Origin of the sequence: Psychroserpens sp. XS_ASV72, assembly GCF_041224425.1 — a bacterium.
In the GTDB taxonomy this organism is placed as follows: Bacteria; Bacteroidota; Bacteroidia; order Flavobacteriales; family Flavobacteriaceae; genus Psychroserpens.
Genome location: NZ_JBGFGL010000076.1, coordinates 238,553 through 256,172, shown reverse-complemented (window position 1 = coordinate 256,172; position 17,620 = coordinate 238,553). Strand labels below are relative to the sequence as shown.

Genomic DNA, 17,620 nt, shown 5'->3' with positions numbered 1-17,620 from the left:
TTATTTGATAGGTTCTTTTTGATTGTATATCTGTTTGTTTGAAATCATATTATTAATGATTTCGGTCACTTTATAAAAATTATTGAGTTCTTCTATTGAAACATTTTTTCGTATGACTTCATTGAACATTAACACTTTTTCACGTGAATAACTTCTTTTTTCCCTTCCAAAATCAGTAAGGTGAATAAGTACGCCACGACCATCTTCAGGATTGGGTTTGCGTTCTATCAATCCTTTTTCTTCCATGCTCTTTAAGGTTCTAGAAAGGCTTGTTGCCTCCATTCCCATTTTTGGTCCTAAAGACGTTGAAGGTGTTCCATTTTCAGGATCGATACTTAGTAAAGCAAAGCCAGTGGCCATGGTTGTACCGAATTGAGCTGCTTCTTCATTGTACATTTTATTAACGGCTAACCAGGTAGTCCTCAATACATAGTCAATGGTTTTGTCTTTCATGATTAAAAATTAGATGTCCAAATATACTAAAAAATACTATGCATGCATAGTATTTTGCAAAAATTATGCATGCATAGTAAATATAATTCTGATGAGTACGAGAAAGGACCTCAAACAGATGTTGAAGTCCTTAACTTAATTTTGGTTGGTAATATGTAATTTAATCTGTATTCATTTTACCGCTAATTGCACCAATCACTGCACCAGTTATGGCAGACATTACGAGTGTAATGATGATGTCTACACCAACCATTTCATAGGTTGTTTCTGGTTGCATGGCCAAATTGAAGAAATTGTAAAAGATGCCCATGAATAAGCCGATAATAGCACCTGCTTTAGCACCTGTTGCTGCCGTTGAAATCTGAGCCCATCTGTTAAAGATGTAAGACATAAAGAGACCGTAAGTAATACAGCCTAATAGAATAAATACGATCATACTTGTTGATTCCTCAGGTTGAGGAAAAAAGTCAGCTAGCAGAATGCCATAAAAGAGCCATCCCAAAAGCCAGTTCACTATGCCGCCAACAATACCAGCGACCAGAAAAGTTTTTGTTTTCATGCCAATGAATTTAATTAGTTAGTGTAATAAATGTACATTTTTAACACTAATAATTCAAAATTATTAACATAAATGTTAAAAAATTACCGAAGCATTAATTTCACCTGTAGATTTTATCGTATAAATCCTGATGGATTTTTTTGATGACATCCCGTTTCATTTTCATAGTAGGTGTCAGGTGGCCATCATCAATAGTCCATGCATTTGGAGTGAGTTCAAAACGTTTGATCTGTTCCCATTTGCCAAAACGCTTGTTGTATTTATCGATTTCTTTTTGAATACGTGCAATGACTGTTTCAGACATAGCGATTTCTTTTTCAGATTTACCTATGTTATGACCCTTATGTTCTATCCAATCACGAATAAATTCAAAGTTAGGCTGAATGATGGCTGCAGGCATTTTTTCACCCTCACCAATGACCATGATTTGTTCAATAAACAAGGATTGCTTCAAATCATTTTCCAGTAATGTTGGGATAATGTACTTTCCACCGGAAGTCTTGAACATCTCCTTTTTTCTTCCTGTTATTTTCAAAAAACCATCTTCATCAATTTCACCTTTGTCACCAGTATGGAAATAAGCACCAGTCATCACACTTGACGTTTTTTCTGAATCTTTATAATAGCCCATCATAACGTTAGGACCTTTGATCAATATTTCGCCATCCTCAGCAATTTTTACTTCTACATTGTCAATAGGCTTTCCAACAGTCCCAATTTTGTAATTATTTCCATCATACATGCCTACAGATACCACTGGAGATGTTTCGGTTAGGCCGTAACCTTCCATAACTTTCATTTGAGCTGCTCCAAATACTCTTGCCAATCTTGGTTGAAGTGCAGCACTACCAGAAACCATAGTACCGAGTTCGCCACCTAAAGCTTCTCGCCATTTACTAAAAATAAGTTTATTGGCAATTTTAAGTTTGAATTCGTACCAAGCACCATTTTTACCATAAGGTTCCCATTGTTCTCCAAGAGCTACAGCCCAAAAGAATAGTGCTTTTTTGATGCCTTTTAATTCTTCGCCTTTCAACATTATTTTATCGAATACTTTTTCAAGTAATCTAGGAACCACACTCATTAAGTTAGGATTTATTTCCTTAGCATTGTCTCCAATTTTATCTAAAGCTTCAGCAAAATAGATAGAGCTGCCTGCATACTGATATACGTATATTAAGACGCGTTCAAAAATATGGCAAATGGGTAAAAAACTCAATACGCGAGTTTCTCCATTTGGAGGTAGAGGAACTCTAGGCGAACTGTCCAGCACATTACTTGTGATATTCCAATGTGATAACATCACACCTTTAGGTTTTCCTGTAGTTCCAGACGTATAGATAATGGTGGCTAAGTCTTCGGGTTTAACCTCATCTTTTCGCTGTTGAACCTCATTTTGGTTGCTATCGTCTTTGCCAAGCTCAAAGAGTTCAGAATAATGTTTACAGCCTTCAATATGGTTAAAACTATAAACATCCTTAACTTTAGTATTTGCTTTAATTTTATTTACTTTTTCCAAGACTTCTTCATCTGAAACAAAGCAATAAATTGACTCACTGTGATTGAGAACATATTCATAGTCTTCTGAACTAATGGTTGGATAGATAGGAATGTTTTGCGCACCAACTTGAAGAACACCAATATCCATAATATTCCATTCGGTTCTGTTTGTTGATGAAATGACTGCGATTTTATCATTCTTTTGAACCCCTAATCTCAATAGGGCTCTACTTACGGCATTGGCTTTGTCCAAATACTCTTGTGTTGACATTGGAGTCCATTTCCCATCATATTTTGTGACTAAAGCACTTGCATTGGGTTTATTTTCTAATTGGTAATAAGGGAAATCGAAAAGACGGGTTACTTTAGTCATGTTTTATTAGCAAAATAATATTAGGAATATTACGAAAATAACAAATTTAACCCTAATAATTTGGCTTACTAAAAATAACTCCTTCTTTATTGACAGGATTTTAATGTTTTTCAATCCATAACCTTGCATTGACGAAGGCTTCAAGCCAAGGTGATACTTCATCGGTCCTATCTTTTGGGTAGTGAGCCCAATTCCATTGGAATGTTGAGCGTTCAATATGAGGCATAGTCACTAAATGTCTTCCAGAAGCATCGCACATCATTGCTGTGTTGAAATCGGAACCATTAGGATTGGCTGGATAGGCATCATAACCATACTTCGCTACAATGTCGTATTGATCTTCTGAATAAGGTAAACTGAATTTACCTTCTCCATGAGAAATCCAAACACCTAGTGTACATCCTGCCAAAGAGGACAACATGACGGAATTGTTTTCTTCAATCGTTACCGAAGTGAAGCTACTTTCATGTTTATGGGAATCATTATAAACCATTTTTCCATGAACCTCATGGTCAGGGTTGATGAGGTCCAATTCCATCCATAACTGGCAACCATTACAAATTCCAACTGATAAGGTGTCTTCTCTTTCAAAGAAGTTCTTAATGGTCTTGTTAGCATTTTCATTGTACTTAATCGCGCCAGCCCAACCTTTAGCAGAGCCTAATACATCAGAATTACTAAAACCTCCAACAGCGCCTAAAAACTGAATATCTTCTAGGTTTTCTCGTCCTGAAATCAAATCTGTCATATGTACATCCTTAACATCAAAACCAGCTAGGTACATGGCATTCGCCATTTCGCGTTCTGAATTGCTTCCTTTTTCCCGGAGGATAGCTGCTTTAGGTCTTGGCTTTGATGCATCAATAGTTGGTTGCTTACCGTTGAAATTTTTAGGGAAATGATATTTTAGAGGTTGTTTTGCATAATTTCTGTAACGGTCTTCAGCTAAATTATTAGCTGTTTGTTTTTGATCCAAAAGAAAAGATGTTTTAAACCACATATCTCTTAATCTGGAAATGGTCATGGTGTAAACTTCATCATGATTGATGATGCTTAGTACGTCACTGTTTGTAACCTTACCAATTTTTGCGAAATCAATTTTAGCGTCATTTAAAATAGTTTCAACAGAATCATCAACCGATTGGAACACGATTCCAGAATTTTCTGCAAACAGTACTTTTATGGAGTCTTTTTCCTCAAGTGAAGTGATATCCAGTTCAGCTCCTAAATTGGTATCTGAAAAACACATTTCAAGGAGTGTCGTTATCAACCCACCTGAAGCGACATCATGTCCAGCAACAATTTTATCAGATGTGATCAATTGTTGTAAGGTATTGAATATAGCCTTTACATAACTAGCACTTTGAACGTTTGGAGTCTCATTTCCGACGGTATTCAAAATTTGTGCAAATGAACTTCCGCCTAATTTAAATTCGTCTTTGGATATGTTGATATAATAAATGTCACCTGATTGCTTTTGAAAAACAGGCTCAACAACTTTATTGATATCGTTGCAATTTGCTGCTGCCGAAATAATAACGGTTCCAGGCGCAATGACTTCTCCATCAGGATACTTTTGCTTCATGGATAAGGAGTCCTTTCCTGTTGGGACATTGATGCCCAAATCGATAGCAAATTCGGAGACTGCTTGAACGGCTTCGTATAATCTAGCATCTTCTCCTTCATTCTTACAAGGCCACATCCAGTTGGCGGATAAGGATACAGATTTCAATCCTTCTTTCAATGGTGCCCAAACGATGTTTGTCAGTGCTTCGGTAATACTATTTTTACTTCCTGCTTTTGGGTCGATCAAACCAGAGATAGGTGAGTGGCCAATCGATGTTGCAATACCTTCTTTTCCTTGATAATCCAATGCCATAACGGCAACATTGTTAAGGGGCAATTGCAGTGCGCCAACACATTGTTGCTTGGCTACTTTTCCACCAACACAACGGTCGACTTTATTGGTCAGCCAATCTTTACAAGCAACAGCTTCCAATTGTAAGACTTGATCTAAGTAATCGTAGATAAGATCAGGTTTGTATGTAGGTTCTTGATACTGTCTTTTGACGGTAGTGTCATTCATAATTGTTTTTGGAGAGCTACCAAACATGTCAGACAATTCCAAGTCCATTGGCTTATGTCCATTGGTTTTGGACTCAAAGGTAAATCTTTGGTTTCCTGTAACTTCTCCAACATCATAAATAGGAGAACGTTCTCTGTCTGCAATTTTGTGCAGTACATCCAAATGCTTATCAGCAATCACAAGTCCCATACGTTCTTGTGATTCATTCCCAATAATTTCTTTATCGGAAAGTGTTGGATCTCCAACAGGAAGTTTGTCAAGATCGATATGGCCTCCTGTATCTTCAACTAACTCACTTAAACAATTCAAATGACCACCAGCACCATGATCGTGAATGGAAACGATATGGTTTTCTTCGCTTTCCACCATACCTCGAACCGCATTGGCAGCACGTTTTTGCATTTCTGGATTGGAACGTTGAACGGCATTTAATTCAATTCCAGATGAAAATTCTCCTGTGTCAGCAGAAGATACAGCTGCACCTCCCATTCCGATACGGTAATTTTCACCACCAAGAATCACCACTTTGTCTCCTGGTTTTGGTTGGTCTTTTAAGGCTTGATCAGCTTTTCCATAACCAATACCTCCAGCTTGCATGATCACTTTATCGTAGCCTAATTGTCGTCCGTTTTCCTTATGCTCAAAAGTAAGGACAGAACCACAGATGAGAGGTTGTCCAAATTTATTCCCAAAGTCGGAAGCGCCATTGGAGGCTTTAATCAAGATGTCGATAGGTGTTTGATATAACCATTGACGTGCAGGAAACTTTTGTTCCCATGGACGATCATTTTCCAATCTAGAATAAGCTGTCATATACACTGCAGTTCCAGCTAATGGAATAGAGCCTTTTCCGCCAGCCAAACGGTCTCTAATTTCTCCTCCTGAACCTGTTGCGGCTCCATTGAATGGCTCAACGGTTGTGGGGAAATTATGAGTTTCTGCTTTTAAGGAAATGACCGATTCAAAATCTTTTGTTGTATAATATTCAGGAATATCAGCACGTTTTGGAGCAAATTGCTGTACAATGGGACCTTTTATAAAAGCGACATTATCTTTGTAAGCTGAAACAATATCATTCGGGTTTTGTTTCGAGGTTTCCTTGATCATTTTGAACAATGATGTTGGTTTTTCCTCACCATCAATCACAAACGTTCCATTGAATATCTTGTGGCGACAGTGCTCTGAATTCACTTGTGAAAATCCGAACACCTCAGAGTCAGTTAAGGGACGACCAATTTTTTCAGCAACCTCATTCAAGTATTGGATTTCCTCGTCACTTAATGCCAAGCCTTCTTGTTCATTGTAAGCAGCAATGTCTTCAATGTCTAGAATAGCTTCAGGTTGAATATTTATAGTAAATGATTCTTGGTTCAGTCCACTGAATTTCTCAGAAATCATTGGGTCGTAATCTTTGAAATCTGCAGCAACATTTTCAAATTCTTCAATTCTCACAATGCCTTCAATACCCATGTTTTGGGTGATTTCCACAGCATTGGTGCTCCAAGGAGTAATCATTGCGGCTCTCGGACCAACAAAAAAAGCATCTAATGATGCTTGTTCTATTTTAGGTTGGTCGCCAAATAACCAAGTTAATTTTTGTATAGTTTCTGAAGAAAATTCTTTTGTTGCTTGAACAGCATAAACTTTGCTGTTTTGGTTTCCAAAGAAATGAATCATTATGTACTTGTTATAGTTGTGTGTTGAAAGAGCAAAAATACATTTTTTAGACCATAAACACCCATATTTTTTTCTGAAACCGAAGCTGTTGTCAACAGTTTTTTTAACAGTGATTAAAAGTATTTTGAAAGTATGGATGTAACCGAGCCGAAATATGACGATTCAAACAAAGTAGGATGTACTAACAGGTAATGCAATTGGTAGATTTCAATTCTATGATTGGTTTCTGAATTAAATTGACTTTCTTTTTCTGTGAAGTGATTAAAATAAAAAAGGCCATCAAAATTTGATGACCTTATATATGAGGTTTTGGAACCAAATTATTCTTTGATAAGTTTTTTGGTAATTATGTCATTTCCGTTGGAAAGTTTTAAGATGTAAACTCCAGCTTTTAAGTTCGCAACTGAAATGCTTCCATTGTTCAAAGGTCCTTTGCTGACTGCTTTTCCTAAGATGTCATAAATTTCGAAATTTAGAGATTCATTAGTTGAAACGTAAACGCTTTGGCCACGAACTGGATTAGGATACACTTTAAAATTGTCAAGGCTATTCTCAACGAGACTTAATGTCTGCGTATGTTCACCTAAATCATCACAATTATTGGAAGGAAAGGCATTCCATTCATTAATATCAAAAATTGTTGTAGGTCTGTCAACAGAAGGAATTCTTACCAAAGTTGTATTTTGGGCATAAACAGTATCATCTTGGAACACACCCAAAATATCTATAAGAATATCATTTTTAAATAAACCAACAGCATCGTTTCCATTGAATGATGTCATATCATTGTTAAGGTAGTCGTATTCACTAGTACAAACTCCTGAACCACCATTTGCAATAACATACACATCGCCATTGGCAATCGAAGCACTTCCAGGAAACGGTAAAGCTGGACCCCAAGAACTTGCTCCATTAGCGTTTAATTTAATAGTGTACGATGATAAATTTACAGTAGCTCCAGTAAAATTGGCAATTTCCAACACTTTATTGCTTCCGCTACCTTCAATGTATTCCGAAAAGAAAATATCTATATCACCACCTGAACTTCCGTTATTGGTTGTAGTTTCACAGGCCTCATTACTAAAACCAGACTCGTTACCAGAAGCATCTTTAGCCTTGATTGTAAAGCAATACTCGGTATCAGGAGATAAAGCTGTGGCAGTAAATGTTGTTCCTGTAGCGTTATAAGTTTGAACACCATCAAGGTAAATATCGTAAGATGCTACGCCAACATTATCGGTAGAAGCTATCCAAGACAAATCAATACTATTATCTGTTGGATTGAAAGCCATAAGGTTTGTAGGAGTAGAAGGTGCCTCTGTATCTGGAGTTGAATCCCAAATCATAGCGACATACTCAGGATGATCTACAAATGGATTTCTATTGTCCTGGTGATTGAAATAAATGTTATTGTTTCTATCAATCTCCTTTTGCGAGACAGGGTCGTTGTTATGCCATGTAATCAAAATATTTAAAAATGGATCAGCAATGGCCTTATCAGAACTGCCATCAAACATTGGATAAGCGTTCCATGAGGAAATTTGATCTTCATAACGTGTTACAAAATAAAAATAGATACGTGCAATATCACCTTTGAATTCATCAATTGGCTCAAAAACAGTTTGAGAATACCCAGCAGAATAACCACTGTTTAAATTATCGCCAAGCTTAGAGCCATTTTGGGTCGGATTTGAAATTCCAGACTGATTTACGAGTGCACTGTCATCAACACGACCAAATGGAAAATTACTTCTAAATCCGTTGACACGACCATCAGATGGAATCAAATGGTGTGCATCACTGTACATTGGTCCGTTAGAATCAAAAACCGATTGTGGGATCACGTGCTCTTTGTTATAACAATCTCCTTCAGAGTTGTAATTTCCACATTCATCAGAACCAGGTGTGTAGTTGTAAGGGTCAGCTCCAGCTGGATTTTCAGAATACATATCTAAGATTGTATTGCTTCCACTAACTTCATAATAAAAATCTCTTTCATAGGTAGAAATAAAACCATCCATTTGATTGTAGGTAGCAGGATCGTGTTCTACTTCAAAAGTATTATTGATTTCAGGATCGTCAACATTGTCGATGATTTGTTTCAATTGTGTTTTAAGCGTGTATCCGGTTCCAGTAGCATGATCGTAATATCCTGTAGGAATTTGAGCAGAAACCGTTAAGGTGGATAAGGCAAATAAAAAAGTATAAAATTGTTTCATTCTGTATGTATTCTTATGTGTTTTTTTCTAATAAAGCCATATAAAAGCCATCAAATCCAGATTGATAAGCCAATATATTTTGATCTTTTACAAAAGTAAACGCTTTTCCGTTTTCAGATGTTAAGAAGTTGTCAATTTGCTGTCTGTTTTCAGAAGGTAAAATAGAGCAAGTAGCATAAACCAGTTTGCCTCCAGGTTTTACCATTCGCGAATACTGTTGTAAAATCTCCTGTTGTGTGTGTTTGATTTCAGAAATAAATTCGGGTTGTAATTTCCATTTGGCATCTGGATTACGTCTTAAAACGCCTAAACCAGAACACGGCGCATCAATTAAAACACGATCTACTTTATCATAAAGTTTCTTAATGGTTTTAGTTGATTCAATTGGTCGTGTTTCAATATTGTGCGCACCATTGCGTTTAGCTCTTCGCTTCAGTTCTTTGAGTTTGTTATCGTAAATATCGAGTGCGATAACCTGTCCTTTGTTTTCCATTAAAGCTGACAGGTGAAGACTTTTTCCTCCAGCACCAGCACAAGTATCAACGACACGCATACCAGGTTCAACCTCCAAAAACTCAGCTACAAGCTGTGAAGAGGCATCCTGTACTTCAAAAAACCCGTTTTTAAAAGCTTCCGTTTGAAATACATTGGCACGTTCTTTTAATCGCAATGCATTTGGATAGCCCTTTATGGATTCTGATTCAATATCATTGTCAAATAAAAGGGCTTTTAGTTTTTGTTTGGTTGTTTTTAAAGTGTTGACACGTAAAATAACATCAGCTTGTTCGTTTAAAGCGGCAATTTCCTTGGTCCAAGTTGATTCACCTAATTCCTTAACTCCTAATTCATCAAGCCAGTCGGGAATAGACTCCTTGAACTTTCTGATTTGTGATAATTCGTCAAAGCGACCTTTGATTTTACGGGTCGGTGTAGATTCGAAATATTTCCAGCTAGGCAACTTAATTCCACGAAGAGTTGCCCAAACAGCAAATAATCTCCAAAGGTTATCTCTATCGAATGGTGCTTTGACATCTGCTATTTCTGCATACAAGCGTTTCCATCTTACGATATCATAAGTGGTTTCCGCTATAAAAGCACGATCGCGACTTCCCCAACGTTTATCACGTTTTAGGAGTTGCTGAATGACTTTATCTGCATATTGACCTTCATTGAAGATCAAGGTTAAGCCATCGATGACAGCAAAGCATAAATTTTTGTGTAATCGCATTTAAAAAAATTAAGCATGCAAAGGTACACTTAATTATGGATTGTTGAAGAGTTTAAAATGTTAATTGCTCTTTAAAAAGGGATTAGCTGTAAGAGGAATTATCTTCCGCGTCTGTCCTTAAAGTCTTTGAGGCGCTCGAGAAGCTTTCGGTTGAATTCATCTTCGGCTGCTTTAAGCAAAATAATTTTCTTAGAAGGAATGACACCTTTAAGCTCTCTGATTAGGTTTTTCTTAGCATTATGCATTTTGTCTTCAGCAGCTGTTAGACGTTCCAAAAGCTTGTCAGCATCTTTGTCTGACATATTGCTGTTATTGCGCATTTCTCTTTTGATGTCTTTTAAATCATTGCGTCGTACTTCTTCGGTTGTTTCCTCAAAGGCATTATAAATAGGCCAGAATTTTTCGGCTTCTTCGGAAGTTAAGCTCAGTTTTTCAGTGATGAAAGCAATTTTTTGAGACTTTATGCGCTCTTTCATTCTACCTTCGGGTTGCCCAAAAGTTGATAGGCTTAAGACAAAAAATAATATGGTAATTATTGGTTTCATGTAAAATTGATTTATTCAATAAATTGTTCAAGATCTGCATTTTCAAGCAGATAGGATTCTAGGTTTTCTTCAGAATAAGTGGTTTCAGTAATGATAAAATCTTCTTCTAACATTTCAGCTTCAGATAACAATTGTGCCAATTCATAGCTGTCTAAGTCACTGTTTTGAAAATAGGTTTCGACCATTTCAGCTGAAATTTCCTCATCGGAATCGTTGTTATTGATAAAGATAGCAAATAACAATAATAATGAAGCGGCAATACCAGTGAGGTAATAGAGCTTTGGTCTGGGTTTTAAGGTAATTACAGAAGGTTCGGATTTTATGTTACTTAAAATGTTACTATCGATCTCTTTGAAATAACCATCAGGAACTTTGAAAGCATGCCCATCAATATTATTGAGAATTTGATCACTGTGCAATTGATTCAAAACCTTTTCGTCAAAAGATTCAAAATAATTGTCAGGTGTTTTAAATCCTGAGTGAGTATCTTTATGTAATTTATTTTCTTTCATTGATATACTTCAAGTTGTAAATCATCTTAATATAAGACTTCGTTTTTTAATAAACGTTTAATCATGGGTTAAATAAGCTTCTATTTTTTTTACTGCAATGTGATAAGACGCTTTTAGGGCACCTTCACTAGTATCAAGTATTTCTGCCATATCTTTGTATTTGATGTCTTCAAAATATTTCATGTTAAATACCAACTGTTGTTTTTCTGGCAAAGTGGCAATCGCTTTTTGAAGCTTTAATTGTATCTCATCTCCTTCAAAATAAACATCTGCTTTTAAGTTTGTAATAGAATATTCTTGATAGGCTTCCGATGAGAGTTGCATGCGTTTAGCATTTCTGTTGAGATGTGTGATGGATTCATTTGTGGCAATGCGATACATCCATGAATACAATTTGCTGTCACCTTTAAATTTGTCAATACTCTTGTAGACTTTGATAAATGTATTTTGTAACACGTCGTCTGCATCGTCATGAGACTTCACAATATGACGAATATGCCAATAGAGTCGCTCTTTGTAAAGTTGCAACAACTCCCTAAAGGCTGAATCCTTGGTGTCTTGGGAAATTAATCTTGTAATTAACTCTTGTTCTTGTTCCAAAAACCGATTTTCTTATTTAGACCGTTGAAAATACTAAAAGTTTAACGAAATAATTTTATTTATATAAATAATTGATAATCAAATAATTGAATCAAAATATATCGATTAAGTGTTAAAAAAATACGATGAAATGCATTTTTTTCTTGTTTGTAATGTTTTTTTGTTCTATGTTTGTCTCAGCCTAACCTACTTACTTAATATTACCAGTGTCCCCAAATCTGGTAATAGAAATGAAAAGGACAGCAATTTATTGCTGTCCTTTTCTGGTTGTTAGAAGTAAATCTTTTTAATCGAAGCTTTGCATGTCGACAAGTTTTTTATAAACACCATTTTGGGCTATTAACTCATTGTGTGATCCTTGTTCTGCAATTTCACCTTTATGCATTACAATAATTTCATCGGCATTTTGTATGGTTGAAAGTCGATGTGCAATGACAATAGAAGTTCTGTTTTTCATCATATTTTCGAGAGCAATTTGAACCAAGCGTTCTTTTTCGGTATCTAGAGCAGAAGTCGCTTCATCTAAGATCATTATTGGAGGATTTTTTAAGACAGCTCTTGCGATACTCAATCGCTGTTTTTGTCCGCCAGAAAAATTATTTCCTGCATCGCCAACATTGGTATTCATGCCATTAGGTAAGTCCTGGACAAATTCCCATGCATTGGCAATCTTCAAAGCGTCTATGACTTCATCATCAGTGGCATCAGGTTTGCCTAATAAGATGTTATTTTTAATGGTGTCGTTAAATAATATGGATTCTTGGGTCACCAAGCCCATTAGGCCTCTCAGTGATTTTTTGGTCACGTTTTTAATATCAATTCCATCTATTGAAATACGACCTTCGTTCACATCATAAAAACGGGTTACAAGATTGGCAATGGTACTTTTCCCACTTCCAGATTGGCCAACTAGAGCAATTGTTTTTCCTTTTGATACTTCAATCGAAAAGTTTTTCAGGACATCTTCCTCGTCGTATTTGAAAGTAATATTATCGATACTGATCTTGTCTGTAAAACCTTCTATTTCAATAGCATTTGGATGATCTACCATGGTATCCTCCTCATGTAAGATTTCAAACACACGATCTGCTGCAGCAATCCCATTTTTTACTTTATAGGAGGCTTTGCTAATGGCTTTTGCTGGTGTTAAAATAGCATATGAAAGTCCCATAAACGCTATAAAAGTAGTCCCTTCAATGACCTTATCAATCAACACGAGCTTTCCACCATACCATAATAAAATGGCAATGGTTATGATGCCTAAAACTTCACTGACTGGTCCCGCTAAATTGTTTTTCAATCCGATTTTATTCCGAAGTCTTAAGATTCTGTCAGCAGATGCCGTAAAATTATTTTGAAAAATCTTTTCAGCAGTATAGCCTTTTACAATCTTTAATCCGGTCAAAGATTCCTCAACGATAGATATTAATTTACCGGATTCTTGTTGTGCCTTAAGGGAATTCTTTTTTAAACTCTTTCCAATTCTTGAAATTAAAAATCCGGCAATTGGAATGAAACACAATACAAATAGTGACAATTCCCAACTGATGGCAAACATCAAAATTAAAGAGAAAATAATGGTTGCAGGCTCTCTTACAATGAGTTCCAAAACTAGAAAGAATGAGTTTTGCATTTCATTGATATCACCTAATATTCGTGCCATTACATCACCTTTTTGACGCTTGGAATAAAAATTTACAGGAAGATTGATGATTTTATCATACATGGTTTTCCGCAAATCTGTTAAAACACCATTTTTCAGGTACATGACATGTTGCATTGCTAAGTACCCAAATAGATTCTTTATGAGGAAAGTTGATATTACTACCACTACAACTATAACCAATGCCATTTGGGCATTGCCATTTTCAATATAAGTACTCACCTTATAGTTCAATAGTTGTTCGCCATAATCCTTGATTTTTAAAATACCTTCCCATTTAGGTGCTTGTTTAACCACTACAGTTTTGTCAAATAAAACATTGAGCATTGGTATCAAGGAAATAAATGCTAACGCACTAAAAAGCGCATAAAGAAGGTTAAAAAACACATTAAAGAAAACATGTCTTTTATACTTCTTTATAAAAGGAAGTAATTGATTGATAATTTTTTTCATCTAATTGAGCTGCATATCTTTAAGAATAGCATCAATTTTAGCATCCAATTGCTGTTCCGTTTGTTTGAAATCTGCCACATTGTCTAATTTGGTATTGACGCTCACATAAAATTTAATTTTAGGTTCAGTGCCACTAGGTCTCAAGGCAATTTTACTTCCGTCTTCAGTATAGTATATCAAGACATTGGATTTAGGGATGTCAATTTTAGATTCGTTTCCAGTGATAAGATTTTTCTCAATAGATAATTGATAATCTTCAATCTTAATTACTTTAGAGCCATTTACTTCCTTTAAAGGATTTTCCCTTGCGTCAATCATCATTTGTTTGATTTCTTGAGCACCTTCAATCCCTTTCTTTGTCAATGACACCAATCGTTCTTTGTAAAATCCATGTTCAATATATAATTGGATAAGCTCCTCATACATAGATTTTCCGTTGGCTTTCGCTTGAGCCGCAATTTCGCATGCTAGAAGGGTAGAGGTGACAGCATCTTTATCACGAACAAAATCGCCAACCATAAAGCCAAAGCTTTCTTCGCCACCACCAATAAAATCCATATTTGGGAAATCTTCGATCATTTTGGCAATCCATTTAAAACCAGTCAGTCCGATTTTACATTCTACGTTGTAGGCTTCAGCCAATTTTGACATCATAGGTGTCGACACGATTGTAGAACCAATAAACTCATTGCCATCAATCTTGTTTGAAGTCTTCCATTGTTTTAATAAGAAATCGGTCATAAGAATCATGGTTTGATTTCCATTAAGAATCACTAATTCGCCATCGAGATTTCTTACGACGACACCAAGTCGGTCGCAATCAGGATCGGTTCCAATAACAATATCTCCATCATTTTTTTCAGCGAGTTCCATAGCCATTTTCAACGCTTCAGGTTCTTCAGGGTTAGGGGAAACCACTGTTGGAAAATCGCCATTAGGCTCGCGTTGTTCTTCAACAATTTGAACATTGGTGTAACCAGCACGTTTCAAGGTCTCTGGAATGGCCATAATCGATGTGCCATGCAATGAAGTAAATACAATATTGAGGTTTTCCTTTGCTTCCTTTGAAGTATTGAAACTTCCATTGGCAATAGACGCCGTTATAAAAGTATCATCAATACCTTTGCCTATGTATTCAATAAGTTCATCATTTGCGGCAAACTTAATTTCTGAATATTCCAACTTATTGATTTCTGAAATGATTTCAGCATCTTGAGGAGGCACCAATTGACCACCATCTTGCCAGTATACCTTGTAACCATTGTATTCAGGTGGATTATGTGATGCTGTTAGAACAATTCCACAATGACAGTTGAGGTGTTTAAGGGCAAAAGATAATTCAGGAGTTGGCCTTAAATCTTCAAACAGATAAACTTTGATGTTATTGGCAGAAAACACATCAGCAACAACTTTAGCTAAGCTTTTACTATTGTGTCTACAATCGTAAGCAATGGCCACTTTTACGGTATCTCCAGGAAATTGTGTATGAAGATAATTGCTAAGGCCTTGGGTATTTTTTCCTAGGGTATACTTATTAATGCGATTGGTTCCAATTCCCATAATACCACGCATGCCTCCAGTACCAAACTCTAAGTTTTTATAGAAACTTTCTTCGAGTTCTTTTGGGTTGGAATTGAGAAGCTGATTGATTTCTTCCTTTGTATGTTCGTCAAAGGTAGGAGATAACCAAGTTTTTACGCGTTCTAAAAGTTGTGGTTCTAATTGTTTCATGCTCTTAAGATATATTGCAAAAGTATGTATTTCGCTAGATGTGATACTTGTATATCACGTTAATTTGATGTCAAAAATTTAAAAATTGAGTTCTTGTTTTACAAGGTAACGTTGCTTGCTTTCCTTGGTTCTTAAAATGATTTCACCTAAAAATCCAGCTACAAAGAATTGAGTACCTATAATCATGGTAGCTAAGGCAATATAAAATTGTGGTCTTTGGGTAATGAGCCTTCCTGTTGGATTGATAAATAATTTGTCGATACCTAAATATAAGGCAAAGGCAAAACCAATTCCGAACATCAAAACGCCAAGGGCTCCAAAAAGGTGCATAGGACGTCTTCCAAAACGCGATATAAACCAAATAGTTATCAAATCTAGAAATCCGTGAATAAATCGGTTCATTCCGAATTTCGTTTCGCCATATTTTCTGGCTTGATGTTGCACTACTTTTTCGCCAATATTACTAAAGCCAGCATTTTTGGCTAAAACTGGAATGTAACGATGCATTTCGCCATTCACATCAATATTTTTAACCACATCAACATGGTAGGCTTTAAGTCCGCAATTAAAATCATTCAGCCGTACTCCAGAGGTTTTGCGAGCAGCCCAATTAAACAATTTCGAGGGTAGGTTTTTAGTAAGTACGGAATCGTATCGCTTTTTTTTCCAACCGGAAACCAAATCGTAGTTTTGATTCACGATCATGTCGTAAAGCTCAGGAATTTCATCTGGATTATCTTGTAAATCTGCATCCATTGTAATAACGACATCTCCTTTCGCCTTGTTGAATCCAGCATGTAAGGCTTGTGATTTCCCAAAGTTTTTCATGAACCGAATACCTTTTACATTATCATCTTCTTTTGAAAGTTGTTTGATAATAGACCAGGAATTATCGGTACTGCCATCATCGATGAAAATGATTTCATAAGAAAAACGATTGGACTGCATAACTTTTGCAATCCAATCGTATAACTCTTTTAAAGATTCTTGTTCGTTAAGTAGTGGTATGACTACTGATATATTCATCAAGTAATTTTAAATATTCGATATTCAAAAGTACTGATTTTTTTTAATGTGTATGAGGCTCTTTTTTCATAACTAGACCAGCTATCAGAGAAACGATAAGTCCAAAAATTAAAGATCCTAAAATAGAAGATAAACTAAAAAACGCTGAGTTCATGAAAATTCCACTAATATCCATAGCTTGGTTGATTTGTTCTTCAGTCATATTCGGATTCTGCTCAATCATTTGATTGTAAGCGACTTCTTTTTGCATTTCAATGAATTCTGGGTAAATAAACTCATAATGGAAATAGGAGTAAATAGCAGAAATCACACCTCCAACTACAGCAATAGCCAATCCAACTTTTATGGCTTGACCTAAGGTAAGAAATCCATTATTGCTTTTTTTGTATGCTTTAATTCCATAAACAAAAACAGCAATACTAAGCAATGCGCTGGCAATAGAAAGCGGCCAGCTTTTATCAATGTTAGCGACATACATAATTACCAACACGACAATACTGATTAAAGCTAAGTAGAGTCCGTATGAATAGGCAATTGGTTTGATTTTTGGTTTTTCTTGATCCATAATATTAAGTTAATTGATTAGTTAAATATGATTGTTAGTATCTATCTGTTTTGAAATGTTACAAAAATGTGAACATAAAAAACAAAAAATAATTATTGGTAATTTACAAAAAATACTTAAATTTGCACCTCGAAAAATGTAAAGCGATAAATCGGTTAAAGAGATGAAAAAAGGAATACATCCAGAAAATTATAGACTTGTAGCATTTAAAGATATGTCTAACGATGACGTATTCATTACAAAGTCAACTGCAGAAACTAATGAAACTATTGACGTTGATGGTGTTGAATATCCAGTAGTGAAATTGGAAATTTCAAGAACATCTCATCCGTATTACACTGGTAAATCTAAATTGGTAGATACTGCTGGTCGTATTGATAAGTTCAAAAACAAATACGCGAAATTTAAGAAATAAGCGTTTGATCATATT

Annotated in this window: 14 protein-coding genes; 1 reads left to right on the top strand and 13 read right to left on the bottom strand. The window is 35.7% G+C overall.

Annotated elements, in window-relative coordinates; all coding sequences use genetic code 11:
- From AB9K26_RS08445 to AB9K26_RS08385, 13 genes are all read right to left on the bottom strand, one after another.
- On the bottom strand, nt 1-453 hold the full coding sequence (locus AB9K26_RS08445; RefSeq protein WP_369972118.1) for a MarR family winged helix-turn-helix transcriptional regulator: 453 nt from the start codon (nt 451-453) through the stop codon (nt 1-3).
- A gap of 160 nt (nt 454-613) precedes the next feature.
- Nucleotides 614-1,012: a hypothetical protein gene (locus AB9K26_RS08440; RefSeq protein ID WP_369972117.1), complete on the bottom strand. Its 399-nt coding sequence runs from the start codon at nt 1,010-1,012 to the stop codon at nt 614-616.
- A 100-nt stretch (nt 1,013-1,112) separates the two neighbouring features.
- Complete coding sequence (locus AB9K26_RS08435; protein ID WP_369972116.1) at nt 1,113-2,885, bottom strand: long-chain fatty acid--CoA ligase; 1,773 nt, start codon at nt 2,883-2,885, stop codon at nt 1,113-1,115.
- 100 nt (nt 2,886-2,985) lie between these two features.
- A complete protein-coding gene (gene purL / locus AB9K26_RS08430) occupies nt 2,986-6,648 on the bottom strand; it encodes a phosphoribosylformylglycinamidine synthase (RefSeq protein WP_369972115.1) in 3,663 nt (1,220 codons plus the stop codon).
- 320 nt (nt 6,649-6,968) lie between these two features.
- Entirely contained in the window at nt 6,969-8,867 is a 1,899-nt protein-coding gene (locus AB9K26_RS08425) for an endonuclease (protein WP_369972114.1), read from the bottom strand.
- Nucleotides 8,868-8,880: 13 nt separating this feature from the next.
- Nucleotides 8,881-10,095, bottom strand: a complete 1,215-nt coding sequence (locus AB9K26_RS08420) for an RsmB/NOP family class I SAM-dependent RNA methyltransferase (RefSeq protein ID WP_369972113.1) — start codon at nt 10,093-10,095, stop codon at nt 8,881-8,883.
- Nucleotides 10,096-10,193: 98 nt separating this feature from the next.
- The gene (locus tag AB9K26_RS08415) at nt 10,194-10,640 is read right to left on the bottom strand and encodes a sensor of ECF-type sigma factor (RefSeq protein ID WP_369972112.1); all 447 of its coding nucleotides are present in this window, start codon (nt 10,638-10,640) and stop codon (nt 10,194-10,196) included.
- Nucleotides 10,641-10,651: 11 nt separating this feature from the next.
- Nucleotides 10,652-11,152 (bottom strand): hypothetical protein, encoded by a 501-nt coding sequence (locus AB9K26_RS08410; protein ID WP_369972111.1) that lies wholly within the window; start codon nt 11,150-11,152, stop codon nt 10,652-10,654.
- A 57-nt stretch (nt 11,153-11,209) separates the two neighbouring features.
- The gene (locus tag AB9K26_RS08405; protein ID WP_369972110.1) at nt 11,210-11,752 is read right to left on the bottom strand and encodes an RNA polymerase sigma factor; all 543 of its coding nucleotides are present in this window, start codon (nt 11,750-11,752) and stop codon (nt 11,210-11,212) included.
- A 286-nt stretch (nt 11,753-12,038) separates the two neighbouring features.
- The gene (locus tag AB9K26_RS08400; protein ID WP_369972109.1) at nt 12,039-13,868 is read right to left on the bottom strand and encodes an ABC transporter ATP-binding protein; all 1,830 of its coding nucleotides are present in this window, start codon (nt 13,866-13,868) and stop codon (nt 12,039-12,041) included.
- A complete protein-coding gene (locus AB9K26_RS08395) occupies nt 13,869-15,599 on the bottom strand; it encodes a phospho-sugar mutase (RefSeq protein WP_369972108.1) in 1,731 nt (576 codons plus the stop codon).
- Between the two features lie 78 nt (nt 15,600-15,677).
- Nucleotides 15,678-16,625 carry a glycosyltransferase family 2 protein gene (locus tag AB9K26_RS08390; RefSeq protein WP_369972107.1) on the bottom strand — a complete coding sequence of 316 codons (948 nt, stop codon included), beginning with the start codon at nt 16,623-16,625 and terminating at the stop codon, nt 15,678-15,680.
- 43 nt (nt 16,626-16,668) lie between these two features.
- Nucleotides 16,669-17,190, bottom strand: coding sequence for a DUF4199 domain-containing protein (locus AB9K26_RS08385; RefSeq protein WP_369972106.1), 522 nt, complete (start codon nt 17,188-17,190; stop codon nt 16,669-16,671).
- Nucleotides 17,191-17,353: 163 nt separating this feature from the next.
- On the opposite strand from AB9K26_RS08385, the gene AB9K26_RS08380 reads away from it, so the two are divergent.
- Nucleotides 17,354-17,605 carry a type B 50S ribosomal protein L31 gene (locus AB9K26_RS08380; protein ID WP_369972105.1) on the top strand — a complete coding sequence of 84 codons (252 nt, stop codon included), beginning with the start codon at nt 17,354-17,356 and terminating at the stop codon, nt 17,603-17,605.
- Nucleotides 17,606-17,620 lie beyond the last annotated feature (15 nt).

Bases quoted from the DNA above. Each gene is read 5' to 3' on its own strand.
- AB9K26_RS08445 (WP_369972118.1), bottom strand. From the start codon at position 453: ATGAAAGACAAAACCATTGACTATGTATTGAGGACTACCTGGTTAGCC.
- AB9K26_RS08400 (WP_369972109.1), bottom strand. From the start codon at position 13,868: ATGAAAAAAATTATCAATCAATTACTTCCTTTTATAAAGAAGTATAAA.
- AB9K26_RS08395 (WP_369972108.1), bottom strand. From the start codon at position 15,599: ATGAAACAATTAGAACCACAACTTTTAGAACGCGTAAAAACTTGGTTA.
- AB9K26_RS08390 (WP_369972107.1), bottom strand. From the start codon at position 16,625: ATGAATATATCAGTAGTCATACCACTACTTAACGAACAAGAATCTTTA.
- AB9K26_RS08420 (WP_369972113.1), bottom strand. From the start codon at position 10,095: ATGCGATTACACAAAAATTTATGCTTTGCTGTCATCGATGGCTTAACC.
- AB9K26_RS08385 (WP_369972106.1), bottom strand. From the start codon at position 17,190: ATGGATCAAGAAAAACCAAAAATCAAACCAATTGCCTATTCATACGGA.
- AB9K26_RS08410 (WP_369972111.1), bottom strand. From the start codon at position 11,152: ATGAAAGAAAATAAATTACATAAAGATACTCACTCAGGATTTAAAACA.
- AB9K26_RS08425 (WP_369972114.1), bottom strand. From the start codon at position 8,867: ATGAAACAATTTTATACTTTTTTATTTGCCTTATCCACCTTAACGGTT.
- AB9K26_RS08380 (WP_369972105.1), top strand. From the start codon at position 17,354: ATGAAAAAAGGAATACATCCAGAAAATTATAGACTTGTAGCATTTAAA.
- AB9K26_RS08435 (WP_369972116.1), bottom strand. From the start codon at position 2,885: ATGACTAAAGTAACCCGTCTTTTCGATTTCCCTTATTACCAATTAGAA.
- AB9K26_RS08440 (WP_369972117.1), bottom strand. From the start codon at position 1,012: ATGAAAACAAAAACTTTTCTGGTCGCTGGTATTGTTGGCGGCATAGTG.
- AB9K26_RS08415 (WP_369972112.1), bottom strand. From the start codon at position 10,640: ATGAAACCAATAATTACCATATTATTTTTTGTCTTAAGCCTATCAACT.
- purL (WP_369972115.1), bottom strand. From the start codon at position 6,648: ATGATTCATTTCTTTGGAAACCAAAACAGCAAAGTTTATGCTGTTCAA.